Source organism: Sulfitobacter sp. W002 (assembly GCF_025142135.1).
GTDB lineage: Bacteria > Pseudomonadota > Alphaproteobacteria > Rhodobacterales > Rhodobacteraceae > Sulfitobacter > Sulfitobacter profundi.
This window is the reverse complement of sequence record NZ_CP081126.1, coordinates 3,254,807-3,272,441: the sequence shown is the minus strand read 5'-3', so window position 1 is coordinate 3,272,441 and position 17,635 is coordinate 3,254,807. Positions and strand designations below refer to the sequence as shown.

The window sequence follows — 17,635 nt, the reverse complement described above, 5'->3', positions numbered from 1 at the left end:
CAAAGGGAATGGCAAAACCAATGAGCGGACAAAATACCGTGACACCCAGTGCAGACAGCCTGATCGAAGCCGCCAAGGCCGCAAAAACGCGCGGAACCCCGCCGCTTGAGAAGTGGAACCCGGAATTCTGCGGCGATCTGGACATGCAAATCAAACGCGACGGGACGTGGTTCTACCAAGGCACGCCGATTGGGCGGATCGAATTGGTCAAATTGTTCGCTTCGATTCTCTGGCGCGAGGGGGATGACTATTTCCTCAAGTCCCCGGTCGAGAAGGTGGGCATCACGGTCGAAGATGCGCCCTTTGTCGCCGTGGATTTCGAGGCCGAAGGCGAGGGCGAGGCGCAGCAGTTGCGGTTTCTCACCAACCTAGGCGATGTGGCCGAGGCGGGGCCGGAGCATCCGATCCGCGTGGTCCGTGATGAGGAGACGGGCGAGCCTTCGCCCTATGTGCTGCTGCGCCGGAACCTCGAGGCGCTGATCGACCGCAAAAGCTTTTACCGCTTGGTCGATCTTGGCCAACACCGCGATGGCTGGTTTGGTGTCTGGTCGGGTGGGGAATTCTTTGGCATCATCCCGTCGGAAGACCTGCCGTAAAGCCTCGAAAGCCTGAAATGCCGCTGATACCTGCCGCCAACCTGTCGCTGCTCTGGTCGGAACTGCCCTATCTGGATCGGTTCGACGCGGCGGCAGAGGCGGGGTTTGGCGCGGTCGAAGTGTTGTTTCCCTATGATGTACCCGCGAAAGAGACCCAGCGTGCCCTGCTGCGCAACGGGTTAACGCTTGCCCTGATCAATGCCCCACCGCCGAATTATACCGGCGGCCAGCCCGGCTTTGCGGCCATTCCGGGCGGGGAGGCACGATTTGCTCATGATATGCGCCGCGTTTGGCGCTATGTCGACGCGCTGCGGCCCAAGGTGGTCCATGTGATGGCCGGGGAGGCCGAGGGGCCAGCGGCGGCAGAGGCATTCGTGGCGAACCTCCGCCATGCCGCAGCAGAGGCGCCGCCGGGGGTCACGCTAATGATCGAACCGCTTTGCCCGCAGGCCAAACCGGGGTATTTTTTGAACGACTACGCGCAGGCGGCGGATCTTCTCGCGGCAGTGAATGCGCCGAATGTGGGGCTGCAGTTCGACAGTTTTCACGCGCAGATGATCCATGGCGATGCCGTGGCAGTATTCGAGGAATATCGCCCTCTGATCCGCCATGTGCAGCTTGGTGACGCGCCGGGGCGTGGGGCGCCGGGCAGCGGTAATGTCGATTTCGACGGGCTCTTTGCCGCGCTGCGGGCGGGCTATGACGGTTTTGTCAGTGGGGAGTATGCGCCGGGCGCAGCGACGGAGCAGACACTCGGATGGGTGGCCGCCTTAGGGGAATGACACCGGCGCATCGTCGGGCTGCCACTGGGGGTATTTGCTCATCACGCTTTCGAACCGGGGCGAGGTAAGGAACCGGTCGAGCCAGCCGCGCAGGGCGGGCCAGTCCTGCGCGTCGAACCAAGCGCGGTCGATAAAGGCGAATTGCCGCACGAAGGGCAAAATCGCGTAATCGGCCAGCGTCGGGCGGTCGAAGATCCAGTCACCCAGTTGCGCGTCGAGATCTTCGAGAAAGGCGGTCGCCTTGTCGCGCTGTGCCTCGGGGTTTTCCTCAGGGTAGCGCGTGGCGTATTTGGTGCGGTCGAGCGCATCTTTGAATGGGCCATCGGCGCGGGCGATCCAATCGTGCCCCTCGGGCGGCATGTCGAGCCAGCCTTCGGGATCGTTCTGGGCCAGCGCCCATTTCATGATGTCGAGGCTTTCGTCGATGGGGCCGGTTTCGGTGACGAGGCAAGGGACGGTGGCGGTGGGGGATGCCGAGAGGAACGCTTGCGGTTTGTCCCGCAGGACGACTTCGCGCAGGTGGACGGGCGTTTGCGCGGCGGCGATGGCAAGCCGCGCGCGCATGGCGTAGGGGCAACGGCGGAAGGAGTAGAGGATTGAGGTCATGGGGAGTATTTAGGTGACATGGGCAAGATGTACAAAGGGCCATGGCCTGACCGCGGGTGGGCGACCGGGGCAGAGGTTTCTGCCACTTTATGGCTCATCCGTGATGTGTGCTCGAGAGGGTATGCCCAGCCTCACCAAATCGCCTACCCGGGGGGGGGGGGGGGCGGGCAGGCGATGGCCCGGCGCCTGTGGCTTGATTCCGGGCCGGTGCTTCATTTCACCCTACTGAAACGGCGTTGGCGGCAGCCCCTTGCCCGCAAAGCGCGCCACATCATCCACCCGCTTCGACCGCGCTGTTGTGGTCCGCGCCGCGTCGATCCATGCCAGCGCATCGGCGCGCAACTCATCGCTGTATCCGTCCCAGCCCGCCTGTGCGCCGGTCTCTTCCAGCGCTTGGGCGAGGTCTTCGGGGAGGTCTGTATGATCCATCAATGTGCCTCTGCCCAGTTGGCACCGACGCCGGCATCGACGATCAGCTTTACGTCAAGCTTCACCACCGGATCATTGGCGTTCTCCATCACCTCGCGCGCGGCGGCGATTAGCGCGTCTTCGGCCCCTTTTTCCACTTCGAACAGCAGTTCATCGTGCACCTGCAACAGCATCGTCGCGGGCAGATCGGCGATGGCCTCGGGCATCCGCACCATGGCGCGGCGGATCACATCGGCGGCGGTGCCTTGGATCGGCGCGTTGATCGCGGCGCGGGCGGCAAACCCGGCCTGCGGCCCCTTGGCGCCGATGTTGGGCGTGTTGATCTTACGCCCGAACAGCGTCTGCACAAACCCGTGCTCTTTGGCGAAGGCTTTGGTGTCGTCCATATAGGTGCGGATGCCGGGGAAGCGTTCGAAATAGCGGTCGATAAAGCCCTGCGCCTCGGCCCGTGGAATGCGCAGGTTGCGCGCGAGGCCAAAGCCGGAGATGCCGTAGATCACACCAAAGTTGATCGCCTTGGCGTTGCGGCGAATTTCCGGGGTCATCTGATCCATCGGCACGTCAAACATCTCGGAGGCGGTCATGGCGTGGATGTCGTCGCCGCGTTGGAAAGCTTCCTTGAGTGCGTCGATCTGGGCGATATGCGCGAGGATGCGCAGTTCGATCTGGCTGTAGTCGAGCGCCACCAGCACCTTGCCCTCGGGGGCGACGAAAGCCTCACGAATGCGGCGGCCTTCTTCGGAACGGATCGGGATGTTTTGCAGGTTCGGATCGGTGGAAGCCAGTCGCCCCGTCGCGGCACCGGCGATGGAATAACAGGTGTGCACCCGGCCCGTGTCGGCGTTCACATGGTCTTGCAGCGCGTCGGTATAGGTCGACTTCAGTTTGGACAGTTGCCGCCAGTCCAGCACCCGGCGGGCGAGGTCATGTTCAGTGGCCAGATCCTCCAGCACATCCGCGCCGGTGGAATATTTGCCGGTCTTGCCCTTTTTGCCGCCCTCAAGCCCCATCTTGCCAAACAGGATTTCACCCAGCTGCGCCGGGGAGCCTACGTTGAAGGTCTCTCCGGCCAATTCGTGAATATCAGCCTCTAGCCCCGCCATTTTCTGGGCGAAAGCATTGGACATCCGGCTGAGCGTATCGCGGTCGACGAGTATCCCCGAACGCTCCATCTGGGCCAGCACGGGCACCAACGGGCGTTCAAGCGTTTCGTAGACTTTGGTGACTTCGGCGCGGTGCAGCTGCGGCTTGAAGAGTTGCCACAGGCGCAGGGTGACATCGGCGTCTTCGGCGGCATAGGGCACCGCGTCTTCCATCGGCACCTTGTCAAAGGTGACGGCAGATTTGCCGCTGCCCAATAGCGGTTTAATCGGCAGGGGCGTGTGGCCGAGGTAACGTTCCGAGAGCGTGTCCATCCCATGCCCGTGCAGGCCTGCGTGCATCGCGTAGGACATCAGCATGGTGTCGTCGATGGGTGCGACGGTGATGCCCAGTTGGGCAAAGATCTTGCCGTCGTATTTCATGTTTTGCCCGATTTTCAGGATCGCAGGATCCTCCAGCATCGGGGTCAGCAGTTGCAGCGCTTCCTCAATCGGCATCTGGCCGGGCGCGAGGTCATCGGAGCCGAACAGATCATCACCGCGGCTGGCCTTGTGGGTCAGCGGGATATAGCAGGCCTGCCCGGCCTCAACCGACAGCGACACGCCGACCAGTTCGGCGGTCATCTCGTTCAGACCGGTAGTTTCGGTGTCGACCGCAACATAGCCGACCTCATAAATCCGGTCGAGCCAGACGCGCAGCGCCTCGGCATCGCTGACCTGCTCATACTTGCTGTGGTCGAAGGGCACATCCGCGACCTGCGGTGCGTCGGCCACGGCAGGCGCTGGCGCGTCGGGGATGGCGGGGGCTTCGCGGCCCAGCACTTCGGCCACGCGCTTCGACAGGGTGCGGAATTCCATCTCAGACAGGAAGCCGAGCAGGCGGTCGGCATCGGGGTCGCGCACTTCGAGGTCGTCGATGGTGAAGTCGATGGGCGTGTTTTCATCGAGCAGCACGAGGCTGCGGCTCAGGCGGATTTGCTCGGCATGGTCGATCAGGGTCTGGCGGCGTTTGGGCTGTTTGATCTCGCTCGCGCGCTCTAGCAGCGCATCCAGATCGCCGTATTCGTTGATCAGCAGCGCCGCTGTCTTGATGCCGATGCCGGGCGCGCCGGGCACGTTGTCGACCGAATCGCCCGCCAGCGCCTGCACATCCACCACGCGATCTGGATAGACGCCGAATTTCTCGAACACCCCATCGCGGTCGATGGTCTTGTTCTTCATCGCGTCCAGCATCTCGACCCCGTCGCCCACAAGCTGCATCAGATCCTTGTCGGAGCTGATGATGGTGCAACGCCCCCCGGCGGCACGGGCCTGCACAGCCAGCGTGGCGATGATGTCATCGGCCTCATAGCCCTCAAGCTCTTTGCAAGCGATGTTGAACGCCTCGGTCGCAGTGCGTGTCAGCGGGATCTGCGGGCGCAGGTCTTCGGGCATGGCCTCGCGGTTGGCCTTGTACTGGTCGTACATGTCGTTGCGGAAAGTGTGGCTGCCCTTGTCGAAAATCACGGCAACATGCGTGGGCGCATTGGGGCCGGTGTTGCCCTCAACATAGCGGTGCAGCATGTTGCAAAACCCAGCCACGGCGCCGATGGGCATGCCGTCGGATTTGCGCGTCAGCGGTGGCAGGGCGTGATAGGCGCGAAAGATGAAGGCCGAGCCGTCGATCAGATGCAGGTGGTGGCCTTTGCCGAATGTCATATGAATGCTCCGCTGGATTGGCGACCCTTTTGCCACGAAGCATGGCCCACGGCCAGACGCCAATGCGCCGCGCGGGCAGGTTCGTGCCGTCGGTTCAGGTGTTCAGGTGAGGGCCGGAAAGGCTCAGACTTTGCCTTCGAAATCCGTGTGCACGAATTTGCAGTCGCAATAGCCGCATTCGACCCAGCCGCGATCTTGGGGGATTTGCAGCCAGACGCGCGGATGGCCAAGCGCGCCTTCGCTGCCGTCGCAGGCCACGCGCCAAGTGTTCACGATGCGGGTTTCGGGCGCTTGCAGGGTCATTGAGTTGGTCCTCGGCTCAGGCGAAAGTTGCCACTCGTTATGACCAAAGCAGGCGCGCGGGGCAAGGGCTCTGCGCGGGAATGGAAGGCTCGTGCACAAAGTGGTTCAAGTGCCAGCCCACAAGGGGTAAAAGACGCAGAACAGCCACCAAGCCGGAGCAAGCAGTCTGATGAGCGCCCCCAAACCTGTCGTATTGTGCATCCTTGACGGTTGGGGCCTCAGCGAGGTGCCGGAGGGCAACGCCCCCCTGCTGGCCAAGACGCCGAATTTTGACCGGATCATGCAAGCGGGACCAAAGGCGCAGCTGATCACCCATGGCCCCGACGTGGGCTTGCCGCGCGGGCAAATGGGCAATTCCGAGGTTGGTCACACCAATATCGGCGCGGGCCGGGTGGTGGCGATGGATCTTGGGCAGATTGATTTGGCGATCGAAGAAGGCAGCTTTGCCGAGAATGCGCGGCTGGGGGGGTTTATCGCCAAACTCAAGGAAACTGGCGGCACGGCGCATCTGATGGGCGTCGTTTCGGACGGGGGGGTGCATGGGCATCTCAGCCATATGATCGCCGCCGCCCGCGCGCTGGATGCGGCGGGGCTGCCGGTGGTGATCCATGCGGTGACCGATGGGCGCGACGTGGCACCGTCTTCAGCGCTTGGCTATTTCGAGACGCTGGAGGCGGCGCTGCCCGAAGGCGCCAGGATCGTCACCGTGACCGGGCGCTATTTCGCGATGGACCGCGACACGCGTTGGGACCGGGTGGGCAAGGCTTCGGCGGCAATTCTGCGCGGCGAAGGGCAGGCGTTTCCCGACGCCCGCGCAGCGGTTCAGGCCGCCTACGGACGGGGTGAGACGGATGAGTTCTTTGCCGCCAGCGTGATCGACGGCTATGCGGGGGCGGCGACGGGCGACGGGCTCTTCTGCCTCAACTTCCGCGCCGACCGCGCGCGCGAGATCATGGCTGCCTTGGGCGATCCGGGGTTCGACGCCTATGACACCGGCCCGCGCCCCGATTGGGCGGCGCTGATGGGCATGGCGGAATATTCCAAAGACCACGCCGTCTATATGACGACGATGTATCCCAAGCCGGACATCAAAAACACGCTGGGGGATTGGGTGGCGCAACAGGGGCTGCGGCAGTTCCGTTTGGCCGAGACCGAGAAATATCCGCATGTGACCTTTTTTCTCAACGGGGGTGTCGAAACCCCGGCGACGGGCGAAGACCGCAACATGCCCAAGTCGCCCAATGTCGCGACCTATGACATGCAGCCTGAGATGTCCTGCGGCGAGGTGACGGATCAGTTCGTGCAGGCGATCGAGGCGGGCTATGACCTGATCGTGGTGAATTACGCCAACCCCGATATGGTCGGCCATACCGGCGACCTTGAGGCGGCGATTGCGGCTTGTGAGGCGGTGGACACGGGCCTTGGCCGGGTGCTCAAGGCGCTGGAAAAAGCGGGTGGCGCGATGATCGTCACCGCGGATCACGGCAATTGCGAGATGATGATCGACCCTGAGACCGGTGGCGCGCATACGGCGCATACGCTTAACCCTGTGCCGGTGGTGGCGGTGGGCGCGCCCGAAGGGGCCGCCTTGCGCGACGGGCGTCTGGCCGATCTGGCACCGACGGTGCTAGAGTTGATGGGCCTGCCGCAGCCCGAAGAAATGACCGGGAAAAGTCTGCTTTCATGAAACATCTGGCCGCGGCTGTTCTTTTTGCCTGCTTGCCCGCGATGGCACAGGCGCAGGCCCAAGAGGCCGCCGCGGAGGCACGCGCGGCCGCGACCGCGTTGGAGGCGGCAGGGGCGCGGCTCGACCAAGCCGACGGCGCGCGCGACCGGGTGCAGGCGCTGACCGAAACGATTCAGGCGTTTGAGGCGGGGCTTGCCGCGATGCGGGCAGGGCTGCGTCAGGCGGCGATCAACGAGGCACAGCTGAGCCGCAAGCTACAGGCGCGCGAGGGCGAGGTGGCGCAGTTCCTAGGCGTTTTGCAAAGCATCGGCGGTGATCCGTCGCCCGTGGTGCTGCTGCACCCCGATGGCCCGATGGGCACAGCACGTGCCGGGATGTTGCTGGCGGAATTGACGCCCGCGCTCAACGCCCGCGCCGATGCGCTGCGCCAAGACTACGAAGACATCAAAACCCTGCGTGCCTTGCAGACCGATGCGGCACAGCGGTTGCAAGAGGGGCTGACCGAAGTGCAGCGCGCCCGCACCGCGCTCAATCAGGCCATGGCCAACCGTACCGATCTGCCGACGCGCTTTACCGAAGACCCGGTGCGCACCGCGATCCTGATTGCCTCGACCGAGACATTGGATGGCTTTGCCAGTGGCCTGTCCGAAATCACCACCGGCGTGGAAGAACCGGCCCCGGTGAACCTTGATGGTCAGGTGGGCGAGCTGCCCTTACCCGCTCAAGGTTTGGTGCTGCGCAAGGCAGGAGAGACGGATTCGGCTGGGGTCACACGGCCCGGCATGATCCTTGCCACCCGGCCCCGCGCCATCGTCACCAGCCCGGCGGCGTCAACGATCCGATACGTCGGTCCGTTGCTGGATCTGGGCAATGTCGTGATCCTTGAGCCGCAGGTCGACACGCTGTTTGTGCTGGCGGGGCTGGATATCGTTTACGGCCAAGCCGGGCAGGTGATTGCCGGTGGCACGCCCATCGGGTTGATGGGCGGGCCGGAAAGCGGCACAAGTTCCCAGATGTCACCAAATGGTGAAGGCACTGGCACTGACCGGACGGAAACGCTCTATATAGAAGTCAGGCAAGACAACACACCTCAGGACCCGGCAGACTGGTTCCGCACCGACAAGGATGGATAGCAGATGAAGAAATTCGTGATGGCAGCCGTTGCAGGCACGGTCGCGGGGGTGGTCGCAACCACTCAGATCGCCGGACCGCTGCTGGCGCAAGAGGCCGAGAAGACGACAAATGTTTACGAACAGCTTGATCTTTTCGGAGATATTTTCGAACGCATCCGCGCGCAATATGTCGAAGATGTCGACCCCGGTGACCTGATCGAAGCCGCCATCAACGGTATGCTGACCTCGCTTGATCCGCATTCGTCCTACCTGTCGCCGAAAGACGCCGAAAAGATGCGCGAGCAGACGCGCGGCGAATTCGGGGGCTTGGGCATCGAGGTCACCCAAGAAGAGGGTTTCGTCAAAGTCGTCTCGCCCATTGATGGCACCCCTGCTGCTGAGGCCGGGATTGAGGCGGGGGATTTCATCACCCATGTCGATGGTGAAAGCCTGTTGGGTCTTGGCCTCGACGACGCGGTTGAGATGATGCGCGGGCCGGTGGGGTCAGAGATTCTCATTACCGTGGTCCGCGAAGGGGAGCCAGAGCCCTTCGACGTTTCCATCGTGCGCGACACAATCCAGCTGACCGCCGTGCGCGCCCGGACCGTGGGCAACACCGCCGTTCTGCGTCTGACGACGTTCAACGAACAGACCTATCCCAAGATGAAGGAAGGTCTGGAGCAGCAGATCGAAGACGCGGGCGGCATCGAGAATATCAACGGCATCGTCATTGATATGCGCAACAACCCCGGCGGCTTGCTCAATCAGGCGATTGCCGTGTCGGATGCCTTCCTCGAAGAAGGGGAAATCGTCAGCACCCGTGGCCGCGACATTGAAGATGGCGACCGGGTGAATGCCACGCCGGGCGATCTGGCGATGGGCAAACCCATTGTGGTGCTGATCAACGGCGGCTCTGCCTCGGCCTCGGAAATCGTCGCGGGGGCCTTGCAGGACCACCGCCGCGCCATCGTCATCGGCACCAAGAGCTTTGGCAAAGGGTCGGTTCAGACCGTCATGCCGCTGCGCGGCGACGGGGCCATGCGTCTGACCACGGCACGCTATTACACGCCTTCGGGCCGGTCGATCCAAGCGCTTGGCGTGTCGCCTGACATCGTTGTGGCCCAGCCCCCGGCCGCACCTGAGGCCGAGGAGGACGACGAGGCGTTGTCGGCACGCCCCCTCCGCTCTGAAGCCGATCTGCGCGGGCGGTTGAACAATGACAGCCTGACCGACGACCAGATCAAACAGATCGAAGACGACCGCGAGAAGGCCCGCAAGGCGGCAGAACTGCGTGAAGAGGATTACCAACTGGCTTATGCCATCGACATCCTCAAGGGTCTGTCGGCTTTGGGCCCGAACGAATAACGGGGTCTTCCCAGAAACGTAACAAGCCCCGCTGGCAGCAGCGGGGCTTTTTGTTAGTCAAGCTGGCCTGGCCATTCGTTGAGAAACGCATCGCGGGTTAGATTGCCCGGAGAGCCTTCCTTGCGTTGGGTTGCTTGGGTGAGGGTGACAAAAACCACCTGCCGATCCGCCTTTTCGGCCCAACCTAGATACCAGCCCCAACCGCGTGCATAGTCAAAGCTGCGGTTCGCACGTCGGGGAAAGGCAGCGCCTGTTTTGCCCTTGAACTGCCATCCGGCCACGTCTCGCCGCTCGACAATCGCGCGGGTTTTTTGCATGGCGGCAGGAGATACGGGCAGGGCGTCGCGCAGCAGCGCACGTAGAAAAACCGCTTGCTGGCGTGGGGAAACCTGTAGCGAGGAGGCAATCCAGGCGCGGTCTAATCCGTTGTAATGGCCCGCATCGCCGCTAAAATCCGCATTGCCATAGCCAAAGCGCCGCGCATAGTGCGCGAGTCTGTCAGCGCCCAACTCATGCGTCAGCCGGCGCGAGTACCACAACACGGAATGACGCAGCCAATCAGTGGGTGACGTGTCTTGCCGCCACGGCGCACCGCCCCAGTCGGGATCGCCTGTTCGGTAGCTGAAAACTGGGGTTTCGGCGTCGATCAGAAGCCCGGTATCATAGCCGATCACCGCCAACGGCAATTTGAAGGTCGATGCCGGGGTGACGGGCCGATCACAGTCGCCCTCTTCCAGCAGGGTCGCGCCTGTGGGGGCGTCGATCAACAGCGTGCACAGTGTCTCGGCTGAGGCGGGCAAGGCCATGACGAAGGACAAAAGCAAAGAGCGGAATGCGCGCATGGGGCAGCCTTTCGCCGGGTTTGATAGCGGGGTTAATCCATCTCGCGGCAATGCCGCCGAAAGGCGCGTTTGAGCATGTCGAGTTCGGCGCGCAGCAGGTCCATCTCGGCGCGGATGTCATCGCCAAGCGCTTCATCCGCGATTATGGTCACGTGACCCAAGAGCGCTCCGCCGGTCTTTTCGGTGATAACGAGGGTCTGCACTCCATCGGCAATCGCCTCGGGTGGGAGGGCGAAGGAGAGGTGCCAGCGCCCCTCGGTCCCTTCGGGTTCCAGCGTTACCTCTGCCACCTCTTTGCCTTCATGCGTTACGCTGATCTGCGGGGCGTCGGTGCCGTCCTTGGCGGTCAGAACGCCGTGCCAGATGCCTTGGCGCAATACGGTCTTGGTCAGGTCAAAGTGGCTCATGACGGGGTCCTAGATCTGGGCGCGGGGGCGGCGCGAGAAAGTGAGGTCGCGCAGCACGACTTGGTTCATGTCCGGCCCCTCAAAGATCAGGTCGATCCATGCCGCCTCGATCCGCTTTTCGTTGAGCTTGCTATAGGCCAGATCGAATTCGACGCTGATGTTTTCGTGACCAACGGGCAATTCGCGGACGATCTGTTCGGTGTTCGGACCATGGCGGATGTTGAGCCGGGCAAAGATCTCAAGCGGGTGTTCCAATTGCACGATCGTATCCATACGGATCAGGTGGCGGCGTTTCAATCCGGTGATGGCGTCGGTGGGCAGGTTAATCACCAGCGACAGGAAAGACCCATCAAATTTGAAGACGTCGAGTTGCAGGCCATAGGGGGCCAAATCGGCCTCGCGCAGGTTGCGCAATTGGCGCAGGGTCAGTTCCGATTGCGCGCAATCGTGGAACAGGGTCACTTCCGCGCCCAGTGTGGATTTGGTTTCGACCGAAGACATCCCCGGCGTGGCAAGCGGGCCGCGCCAAAGTTCGGGCCGCCATGCCCAATCGGCGTTATGCGGTTTCGGAAAGCCGCTGGCGCCGATCGCGGGCAGGGCAAGACGGTCTTCTGCGCGGTGAATCAGACGATCCAGTTGGGCGCGCAGCAGCCGGGCGCGGCTGCGTTGGCGGCGCAGGGTGGCAAGATCGACCGTGGCAGCCTTGCGGGCCGCATCGGCCCAACGTTGCAGTGCGCGGGCATAGAGCTTGCTCTCCAGATAGCCGCTGGGGAAGTTGACCATGAACCTGCGCCTCTCGTTTTGCCGCAGTCTATGCAAGGCGGGCATTTCGTTCAAATGAATAGCCCTGCGATTGTTTCCGGGGGCGGGCAGTGTTGCCAATTTGGAAACAACGGGCGGGTCAGCTGCCAGCGGCGACAGCCTTCGCGCTCTTGCTGCGGCTTTGTTGGATCAGGTCTGCGACCAGCGCGCGGCCCTCTTCGGAAATAACCCTGCTTTGCGGTGCGCCGTACAGGGTGACGCTGGCGACATGGCCGCCGATCCGTGCCATGCCGCGCCAGTGGCGGGGCGACATGCCCTCGGCGGGCACCGGCCCTTGGGCCACAAAGATCGTTGCGCCCTCAATGCTGCCGGCTTCTTGCAGCTGGCTCAGGCCAGTGGCCTCGGCGACCTGTTGCGGGGTGGGCAGAGGGGCTTCTGCCTCGGCCTCGATCAGCGCCAGCGTGAGGATGCCACGCGGCGCGGCGGTGACCACATCCGGCAGGCCAAGCGCATCGCAGCGCGCCATCAGGGCAAAGCGGCGTTTGAGGCTTTTGGGGTCAATGCAATAGCCCTGCGGGGGCACCACCTGCACCGCGCCCCCGGCAAGCGCCGTTTGCCGCAGGGGTTTGTCGGGCACGCCGGTGCTGCCGCCAAAGGAAAAACCCTGACCGCCTTCGCAGGCGGACAGGGTGAGCATAGCAAGTGCCGCAAGAGGGCGCTTAGAGGTCCATGTAATCATGGGTCTCGGCCTGAGCGCCCGGATGTGTCACGGCACCAAGGTAGGTGGGGCCGACAAGCTTGGCATATTTCCACAGCGCGCCGCTTTGGTAGTTCGTCGCGCGGGGGCCAGCCCAGCCCTTGCGGCGCTCAGCCAGTTCATCATCGCTCAGATCGACGCTGATGCTGCCGGTGATGGCATCAAGGGTGATCATGTCGCCGTTTTTCAGCAGCGCAATCGGCCCGCCGTGCGCGGCCTCTGGCCCCACGTGACCCACGCAGAAACCACGGGTCGCGCCCGAGAAGCGGCCATCGGTGATCAGCGCCACCTTTTTGCCCATGCCCTGACCGGACAGCGCCGCCGTGGTCGCCAGCATCTCGCGCATGCCGGGGCCGCCTGCGGGGCCCTCGTTGCGGATCACGAAAACGTCGCCTTCGGAATAGGCGCGGTTCTGTACCGCTTCAAAGGCGTCCTGCTCACATTCGAACACCAGCGCCGGGCCGGTGAAGACGATGTCGTCGTCCGACATGCCCGCGATTTTCACGATGGCACCTTCGGGGGCGAGGTTGCCCTTAAGGCCGACAACGCCGCCGGTCTTGCTGATCGGGTTGGCGACCGAGTGGATCACCTTGCCGTCTGCTTCGCGGGTCACTTGATCCAACACTTCGCCCATCGAGTATCCGGTGGCGGTCATGCAGTCTTCGTGAATAAGGCCCGCTTTGCGCAGCTCATTCATCACGACAGGCACGCCGCCCGCATCGTAAAGATCTTTGGCCACATAAGCGCCGCCCGGCTTCATATCGACGAAATAGGGTGTGTCGCGGAAGATCTCGCAAACGTCTTCGAGGTAGAACTCGATCCCGGCTTCATGCGCCATGGCGGGCAGGTGCAGACCGGCGTTGGTCGAGCCGCCAGTGCAGGCCACGATACGCGCCGCGTTTTCAAAGGCTTCGCGGGTGCAGATGTCGCGCGCGCGGATGTTCTTTTCGATCAGATTCATCACCGCCGCCCCCGAGGCTTCGGCATAGGCGTCACGGCTCTCATAGGGGGCTGGCATGCCCGAGGAGTTCGGCAGCGCGAGGCCGATCGCTTCCGACACACAGGCCATGGTATTGGCGGTGAACTGGCCGCCGCAAGCACCCGCGGAAGGGCAGGCGACGCGCTCAAGCACATCCAAAGCCGCCTGCGACATGGAGCCGTTCTGGAACCGGCCCACGGCTTCGAACATGTCTTGCACGGTCAGGTCACGGCTTGCGAAATCTTCGGGCACATCGGCCCCGGCAGGCGCTTTGCCCGGCAGGATCGACCCACCATAAAGGAAGACCGACGGCACGTTGAGCCGCAGCATGGCCATCATCATCCCCGGCAGCGACTTGTCACAGCCCGCCAGACCCACGATCGCGTCATAGCAATGGCCGCGCATGGTCAGCTCAACCGTGTCGGCAATCGCCTCACGCGAGGCCAGCGAGGAACGCATGCCCTCATGGCCCATGGCGATGCCATCGGTGACGGTGATGGTGGTGAATTCGCGCGGGGTGCCCTGTTCGGAATGCACGCCCACTTTTACAGCCTGCGCCTGACGGTTCAGGGCGATGTTACAGGGGGCTGCTTCGTTCCAGCAGGTGGCGACGCCCACCAGCGGCTGGTGAATCTCTTTTTCGGTCATGCCCATGGCATAGTAGTAAGACCGGTGCGGCGCGCGGGCCGGGCCTTCGGTCACGTGGCGGCTGGGCAGCCGGGATTTGTCGAAGCGGGGCGTGGTGGACATCGGTGGGCTCCTTGAAACGTCTTGAATGGAATAGAGGGGCAGGGGCGGTGCTGCAAGGCTTTGGCGCGTATGAGGCGGGGGAACTGTTGTATCGCAGCGTGTTAGGGCATAGGTTCTGACCTTCTGGCGCGGTCGGTTCGACCCGCCCGCAAGCGTGAAGGCCCGGCATATGCTCTGCAAGCACCACCCCCGATCTGAACGGCGCCGCTGATGAACTGGCGGCCCGATTATAGCGCCCACGCGGCCTTTGTCGCGCCCGCGCGCAGCACCTCGGCACTGTGGCGGTTTTTCTTGGGGCTGTTCGTGGCCGTGGTGGCCTATGTCGCGCTGAACGAGCTTTACTTTCAGACGGTCTATGGGCTGGCGGGATCGGCGGCACCCTCGCTGCACGGAGATCTTCTGAAAGGGGCCACGCCGCAGGCGATGTATCTGCTGCTGTTCAGCTTTGGCACCATGGCGATGGCCGTCGCCGTGACCGTGCGGATCGTGCACCGGCGCAGCGCGGGGAGCCTTTTTGGCCTGCCGGGGCGGCTCTGGCCCAGTTTTCGCGCGGTTTCCGGGGCGATGTTGCTGCTGGGCGTTGCGCTTGCGGTATTGCCGCCGTGGGACATGGGCGGTGAGCTGAAGCCGAACCTGCCGCTTGGCCGCTGGCTGCTGCTTTTGCCGCTGTCGCTGCTGGCAGTGTTGGTGCAGGTCAGCGCCGAAGAGATCGTCTTTCGCGGCTATGTGCAGCAGCAATTGGCGGCACGGTTTCGCTCGCCGCTGATCTGGATGGTCCTGCCCTCGGCGCTTTTCGCGCTTGGTCACTACCTACCTGCCGAGGCGGGGGAGAATGCGCTGATGGTGGCGCTCTGGGCCGGGGTCTTCGGCATCCTGATGGCTGACCTTACTGCACGCTCCGGCTCGCTTGGGCCCGCCATCGCGGTGCATCTGTGGAACAATGTCTCGGCCATTCTCATTATCTCTCTGCCGGATGATCTCTCGGGGCTGGCGCTTTATCTGACGCCGTTTTCGATGGATGACGCGGCGGCGTTGCGCACATGGTTGCCGGTGGATTTCGCGTTGATGCTGGTGTCGTGGCTCGCGGCAAGGCTGGCGATACGCCGCTGATTGCAATTTCCCCATGCGGGGATTATCTGGAACGGAACCACAGCAGAGGCCTGCCAATGAACTGGATCACAAACTACGTCCGTCCGCGTATCAACTCGATCTTCTCGCGCCGCGAGACGCCGGACAACCTGTGGACCAAGTGTAACGAATGCGGCACCATGCTGTTTCACCGCGAGTTGGCCGACAATCTGAACGTCTGCACCAACTGCGGCCATCACATGCACATCAGCCCGCGTGAGCGGTTCAAGGCGCTGTTCGACGGTGGCATCTTTACCGAGGTAAAGGTCCCTGCGCCCACGCCAGACCCGCTGCATTTCAAGGATCAGAAGCGCTATCCCGACCGAATGAAGGCCGCGCAAAAGCAGACGGGCGAGCATGAAGCCATGCTCGTGGTCACGGGTGAGATTGGCCGCACGCCGATTGTGTCCTGTGCGCAGGACTTTTCGTTCATGGGCGGTTCCATGGGCATGTATGTGGGCAATGCGATCATTGCCGCCGCTGAAGAAGCCGTGAAGCTGAAGCGCCCTCTGGTGCTGTTCTCCGCCGCTGGTGGCGCGCGGATGCAAGAAGGTATCCTCAGCCTAATGCAGATGCCGCGCACCACGGTCGCCGTGCAGATGCTGAAAGAGGCGGGCCTGCCCTATATCGTCGTGCTGACCCATCCGACCACGGGCGGTGTCACCGCGTCCTATGCGATGTTGGGCGACGTGCAGATTGCCGAGCCGAACGCGCTGATCTGCTTTGCCGGGCCGCGCGTGATCGAACAGACCATCCGTGAGAAACTGCCCGAGGGCTTTCAGCGGGCGGAATATCTGCTCGACCACGGGATGCTCGACCGGGTGACCAAACGGACCGAGATGCGTGATGAGTTGATCACCATCACCCGCATGCTGATGGGCCTGCCGCCCGCCGTGCGCGGTGACCTGCCCGCGCCCGAAGAAGTGGAGGTGGCCGAGGCCGCCGCCGCCGTTCAGGCCGCAGCGGAGTTGCCCGCCGACACGCCTAAGAAGAAATGAGCACGCCTTCATCGGATGTCATCCTTGAACGGATGATGGCGCTGCACCCCAAAATCATCGATCTGACACTCGACCGGATGTGGCGGCTGCTGGAGGCCTTGGGCAACCCGCAGAATGACCTGCCGCCGGTGATCCATATCGCCGGCACCAACGGCAAAGGCTCGACCCAAGCGATGATCCGCGCGGGGTTGGAGGCGGCGGGCAAAACGGTCCACGCCTATACCTCGCCCCACCTTGCGCGGTTCCATGAGCGTATCCGGGTCGCGGGGGAGTTGATATCCGAGGCCGATCTGGCCGCTGTGCTGGACGAATGCCACGCCGCCAACGGTGGCGAAGAAATCACCTATTTCGAGATCACCACCTGCGCCGCGATCCTTGCCTTCTCGCGGGTGCCTGCCGATTACACGCTGCTCGAAGTGGGTCTTGGCGGACGCTTGGACGCGACCAATGTGGTCGATCCGGTGCTGACGGTGATCACCCCGGTTTCAGTCGATCATCAGCAGTATCTAGGCGACACATTGGCCGAGATCGCGGGTGAGAAGGCGGGCATTATCAAGCGGTTGGTGCCCTGTGTGGTCGGCCCGCAAGAAGAGGCCGCGCTTGAAGTGATTGAGGACCGCGCCGCGAAACTTGGCGCGCCTCTGTTGGCCCATGGTCAGCAATGGCATGTCGGGCCCGAAGCTGGGCGTATGGTCTATCAAGATGAGCGCGGCCTGCTTGATCTACCGCGTCCCAATCTACCCGGTGATCATCAGATCATGAATGCCGGTGCTGCGCTGGCAGCGCTGCGCCAGCTTGGAATCGATGTGGAGGCTTGCGAGGCTGCGGTGACGCAGGCGCAGTGGCCTGCACGGATGCAGCGGCTGTCGGATGGCCCGCTGGCGCGCATGGCGCCCGAGGGCGAGTTGTGGCTGGACGGTGGCCATAATCCTGCCGCCGGAGCGGCGTTGGCGGCGACGCTGGCCGCTCTGCCGAAACGCCCGACGCATTTGATTTGCGGGATGCTGAACACCAAAGACATCGCCGGATATCTGCGCCCATTGGCGGCGGAGGCAGCTAGCCTCACCGCCGTGTCGATCCCCGGCGAGGCAGCAACCCTGCCTGCCGAGGCCACGGCGAAGGTGGCGCGCGATGTTGGCATTGAGGCTGGCGAGGCCGAGAATGTCACCGCGGCACTAAAGGCGATTATCGCCCGCGATCCCCATGCACGTGTGCTGATCTGTGGCTCGCTCTACCTCGCCGGTAGCGTGTTGCGGGAAAACGTCTAATTAACCATATTTGGGCACCCCGCTGCTGCGAAGTGCAGATGTGGTGTATCTTGGTCTTAGGAAGTC

Annotated in this window: 17 protein-coding genes; 8 read left to right on the top strand and 9 right to left on the bottom strand. The window is 63.2% G+C overall.

Features of this window, described 5'->3' with window-relative positions; all coding sequences use genetic code 11:
• Positions 1 to 20: 20 nt before the first annotated feature.
• Both K3758_RS16270 and K3758_RS16265 read left to right on the top strand, forming a co-directional pair.
• The gene (locus tag K3758_RS16270; RefSeq protein ID WP_259946567.1) at positions 21 to 596 is read left to right on the top strand and encodes a DUF1285 domain-containing protein; all 576 of its coding nucleotides are present in this window, start codon (positions 21 to 23) and stop codon (positions 594 to 596) included.
• A gap of 17 nt (positions 597 to 613) precedes the next feature.
• Complete coding sequence (locus tag K3758_RS16265; RefSeq protein WP_259946566.1) at positions 614 to 1,378, top strand: hydroxypyruvate isomerase family protein; 765 nt, start codon at positions 614 to 616, stop codon at positions 1,376 to 1,378.
• On the opposite strand, the gene K3758_RS16260 is transcribed toward K3758_RS16265, so the two are convergent.
• The 4 genes from K3758_RS16260 to K3758_RS16245 all read right to left on the bottom strand — a co-directional run bounded on the left by K3758_RS16260 (position 1,367) and on the right by K3758_RS16245 (position 5,514).
• On the bottom strand, positions 1,367 to 1,984 hold the full coding sequence (locus tag K3758_RS16260) for a glutathione S-transferase (RefSeq protein ID WP_259946565.1): 618 nt from the start codon (positions 1,982 to 1,984) through the stop codon (positions 1,367 to 1,369). The genes K3758_RS16265 and K3758_RS16260 overlap by 12 nt on opposite strands.
• 222 nt (positions 1,985 to 2,206) lie before the next feature.
• Positions 2,207 to 2,413, bottom strand: coding sequence for a YdeI/OmpD-associated family protein (locus tag K3758_RS16255; RefSeq protein ID WP_067622518.1), 207 nt, complete (start codon positions 2,411 to 2,413; stop codon positions 2,207 to 2,209).
• Positions 2,413 to 5,211, bottom strand: coding sequence for a DNA polymerase I (gene polA, locus K3758_RS16250; RefSeq protein WP_259946564.1), 2,799 nt, complete (start codon positions 5,209 to 5,211; stop codon positions 2,413 to 2,415). Before polA ends, K3758_RS16255 begins: the two co-directional genes overlap by 1 nt.
• 123 nt (positions 5,212 to 5,334) lie before the next feature.
• A complete protein-coding gene (locus K3758_RS16245) occupies positions 5,335 to 5,514 on the bottom strand; it encodes a zinc-finger domain-containing protein (protein WP_067622513.1) in 180 nt (59 codons plus the stop codon).
• A 169-nt stretch (positions 5,515 to 5,683) separates the two neighbouring features.
• Here K3758_RS16245 and gpmI point away from each other — a divergent pair, with 169 nt between their 5' ends.
• Genes gpmI through K3758_RS16230 form a run of 3 tightly spaced genes read left to right on the top strand, consistent with a single transcriptional unit; the run spans position 5,684 to position 9,678 of the window.
• Positions 5,684 to 7,201: a 2,3-bisphosphoglycerate-independent phosphoglycerate mutase gene (gene gpmI / locus K3758_RS16240; RefSeq protein WP_259946563.1), complete on the top strand. Its 1,518-nt coding sequence runs from the start codon at positions 5,684 to 5,686 to the stop codon at positions 7,199 to 7,201.
• Entirely contained in the window at positions 7,198 to 8,334 is a 1,137-nt protein-coding gene (locus K3758_RS16235) for a murein hydrolase activator EnvC (protein WP_259946562.1), read from the top strand. The genes gpmI and K3758_RS16235 overlap by 4 nt, the downstream gene beginning before the upstream one ends.
• A gap of 3 nt (positions 8,335 to 8,337) precedes the next feature.
• On the top strand, positions 8,338 to 9,678 hold the full coding sequence (locus K3758_RS16230) for a S41 family peptidase (RefSeq protein WP_259946561.1): 1,341 nt from the start codon (positions 8,338 to 8,340) through the stop codon (positions 9,676 to 9,678).
• A gap of 53 nt (positions 9,679 to 9,731) precedes the next feature.
• Here K3758_RS16230 and blaOXA read toward each other — a convergent pair whose 3' ends face one another.
• From blaOXA to ilvD, 5 genes are all read right to left on the bottom strand, one after another.
• A complete protein-coding gene (gene blaOXA, locus K3758_RS16225) occupies positions 9,732 to 10,520 on the bottom strand; it encodes a class D beta-lactamase (protein WP_259946560.1) in 789 nt (262 codons plus the stop codon).
• A gap of 32 nt (positions 10,521 to 10,552) precedes the next feature.
• Positions 10,553 to 10,927 (bottom strand): hypothetical protein, encoded by a 375-nt coding sequence (locus K3758_RS16220; protein ID WP_259946559.1) that lies wholly within the window; start codon positions 10,925 to 10,927, stop codon positions 10,553 to 10,555.
• Between the two features lie 9 nt (positions 10,928 to 10,936).
• Positions 10,937 to 11,710 carry a DUF6478 family protein gene (locus K3758_RS16215; RefSeq protein ID WP_259946558.1) on the bottom strand — a complete coding sequence of 258 codons (774 nt, stop codon included), beginning with the start codon at positions 11,708 to 11,710 and terminating at the stop codon, positions 10,937 to 10,939.
• Between the two features lie 118 nt (positions 11,711 to 11,828).
• The gene (locus K3758_RS16210) at positions 11,829 to 12,386 is read right to left on the bottom strand and encodes a hypothetical protein (protein WP_259946557.1); all 558 of its coding nucleotides are present in this window, start codon (positions 12,384 to 12,386) and stop codon (positions 11,829 to 11,831) included.
• 22 nt (positions 12,387 to 12,408) lie between these two features.
• On the bottom strand, positions 12,409 to 14,175 hold the full coding sequence (ilvD, locus tag K3758_RS16205) for a dihydroxy-acid dehydratase (protein ID WP_259946556.1): 1,767 nt from the start codon (positions 14,173 to 14,175) through the stop codon (positions 12,409 to 12,411).
• Between the two features lie 210 nt (positions 14,176 to 14,385).
• On the opposite strand from ilvD, the gene K3758_RS16200 reads away from it, so the two are divergent.
• The 3 genes from K3758_RS16200 to K3758_RS16190 are packed head-to-tail and all read left to right on the top strand — an operon-like array spanning position 14,386 to position 17,569.
• Complete coding sequence (locus K3758_RS16200) at positions 14,386 to 15,285, top strand: CPBP family intramembrane glutamic endopeptidase (RefSeq protein WP_259946555.1); 900 nt, start codon at positions 14,386 to 14,388, stop codon at positions 15,283 to 15,285.
• A 56-nt stretch (positions 15,286 to 15,341) separates the two neighbouring features.
• Positions 15,342 to 16,301 (top strand): acetyl-CoA carboxylase, carboxyltransferase subunit beta, encoded by a 960-nt coding sequence (accD, locus tag K3758_RS16195; RefSeq protein WP_067941664.1) that lies wholly within the window; start codon positions 15,342 to 15,344, stop codon positions 16,299 to 16,301.
• Positions 16,298 to 17,569 (top strand): folylpolyglutamate synthase/dihydrofolate synthase family protein, encoded by a 1,272-nt coding sequence (locus K3758_RS16190; protein ID WP_259946554.1) that lies wholly within the window; start codon positions 16,298 to 16,300, stop codon positions 17,567 to 17,569. The genes accD and K3758_RS16190 overlap by 4 nt, the downstream gene beginning before the upstream one ends.
• Positions 17,570 to 17,635: the final 66 nt, after the last annotated feature.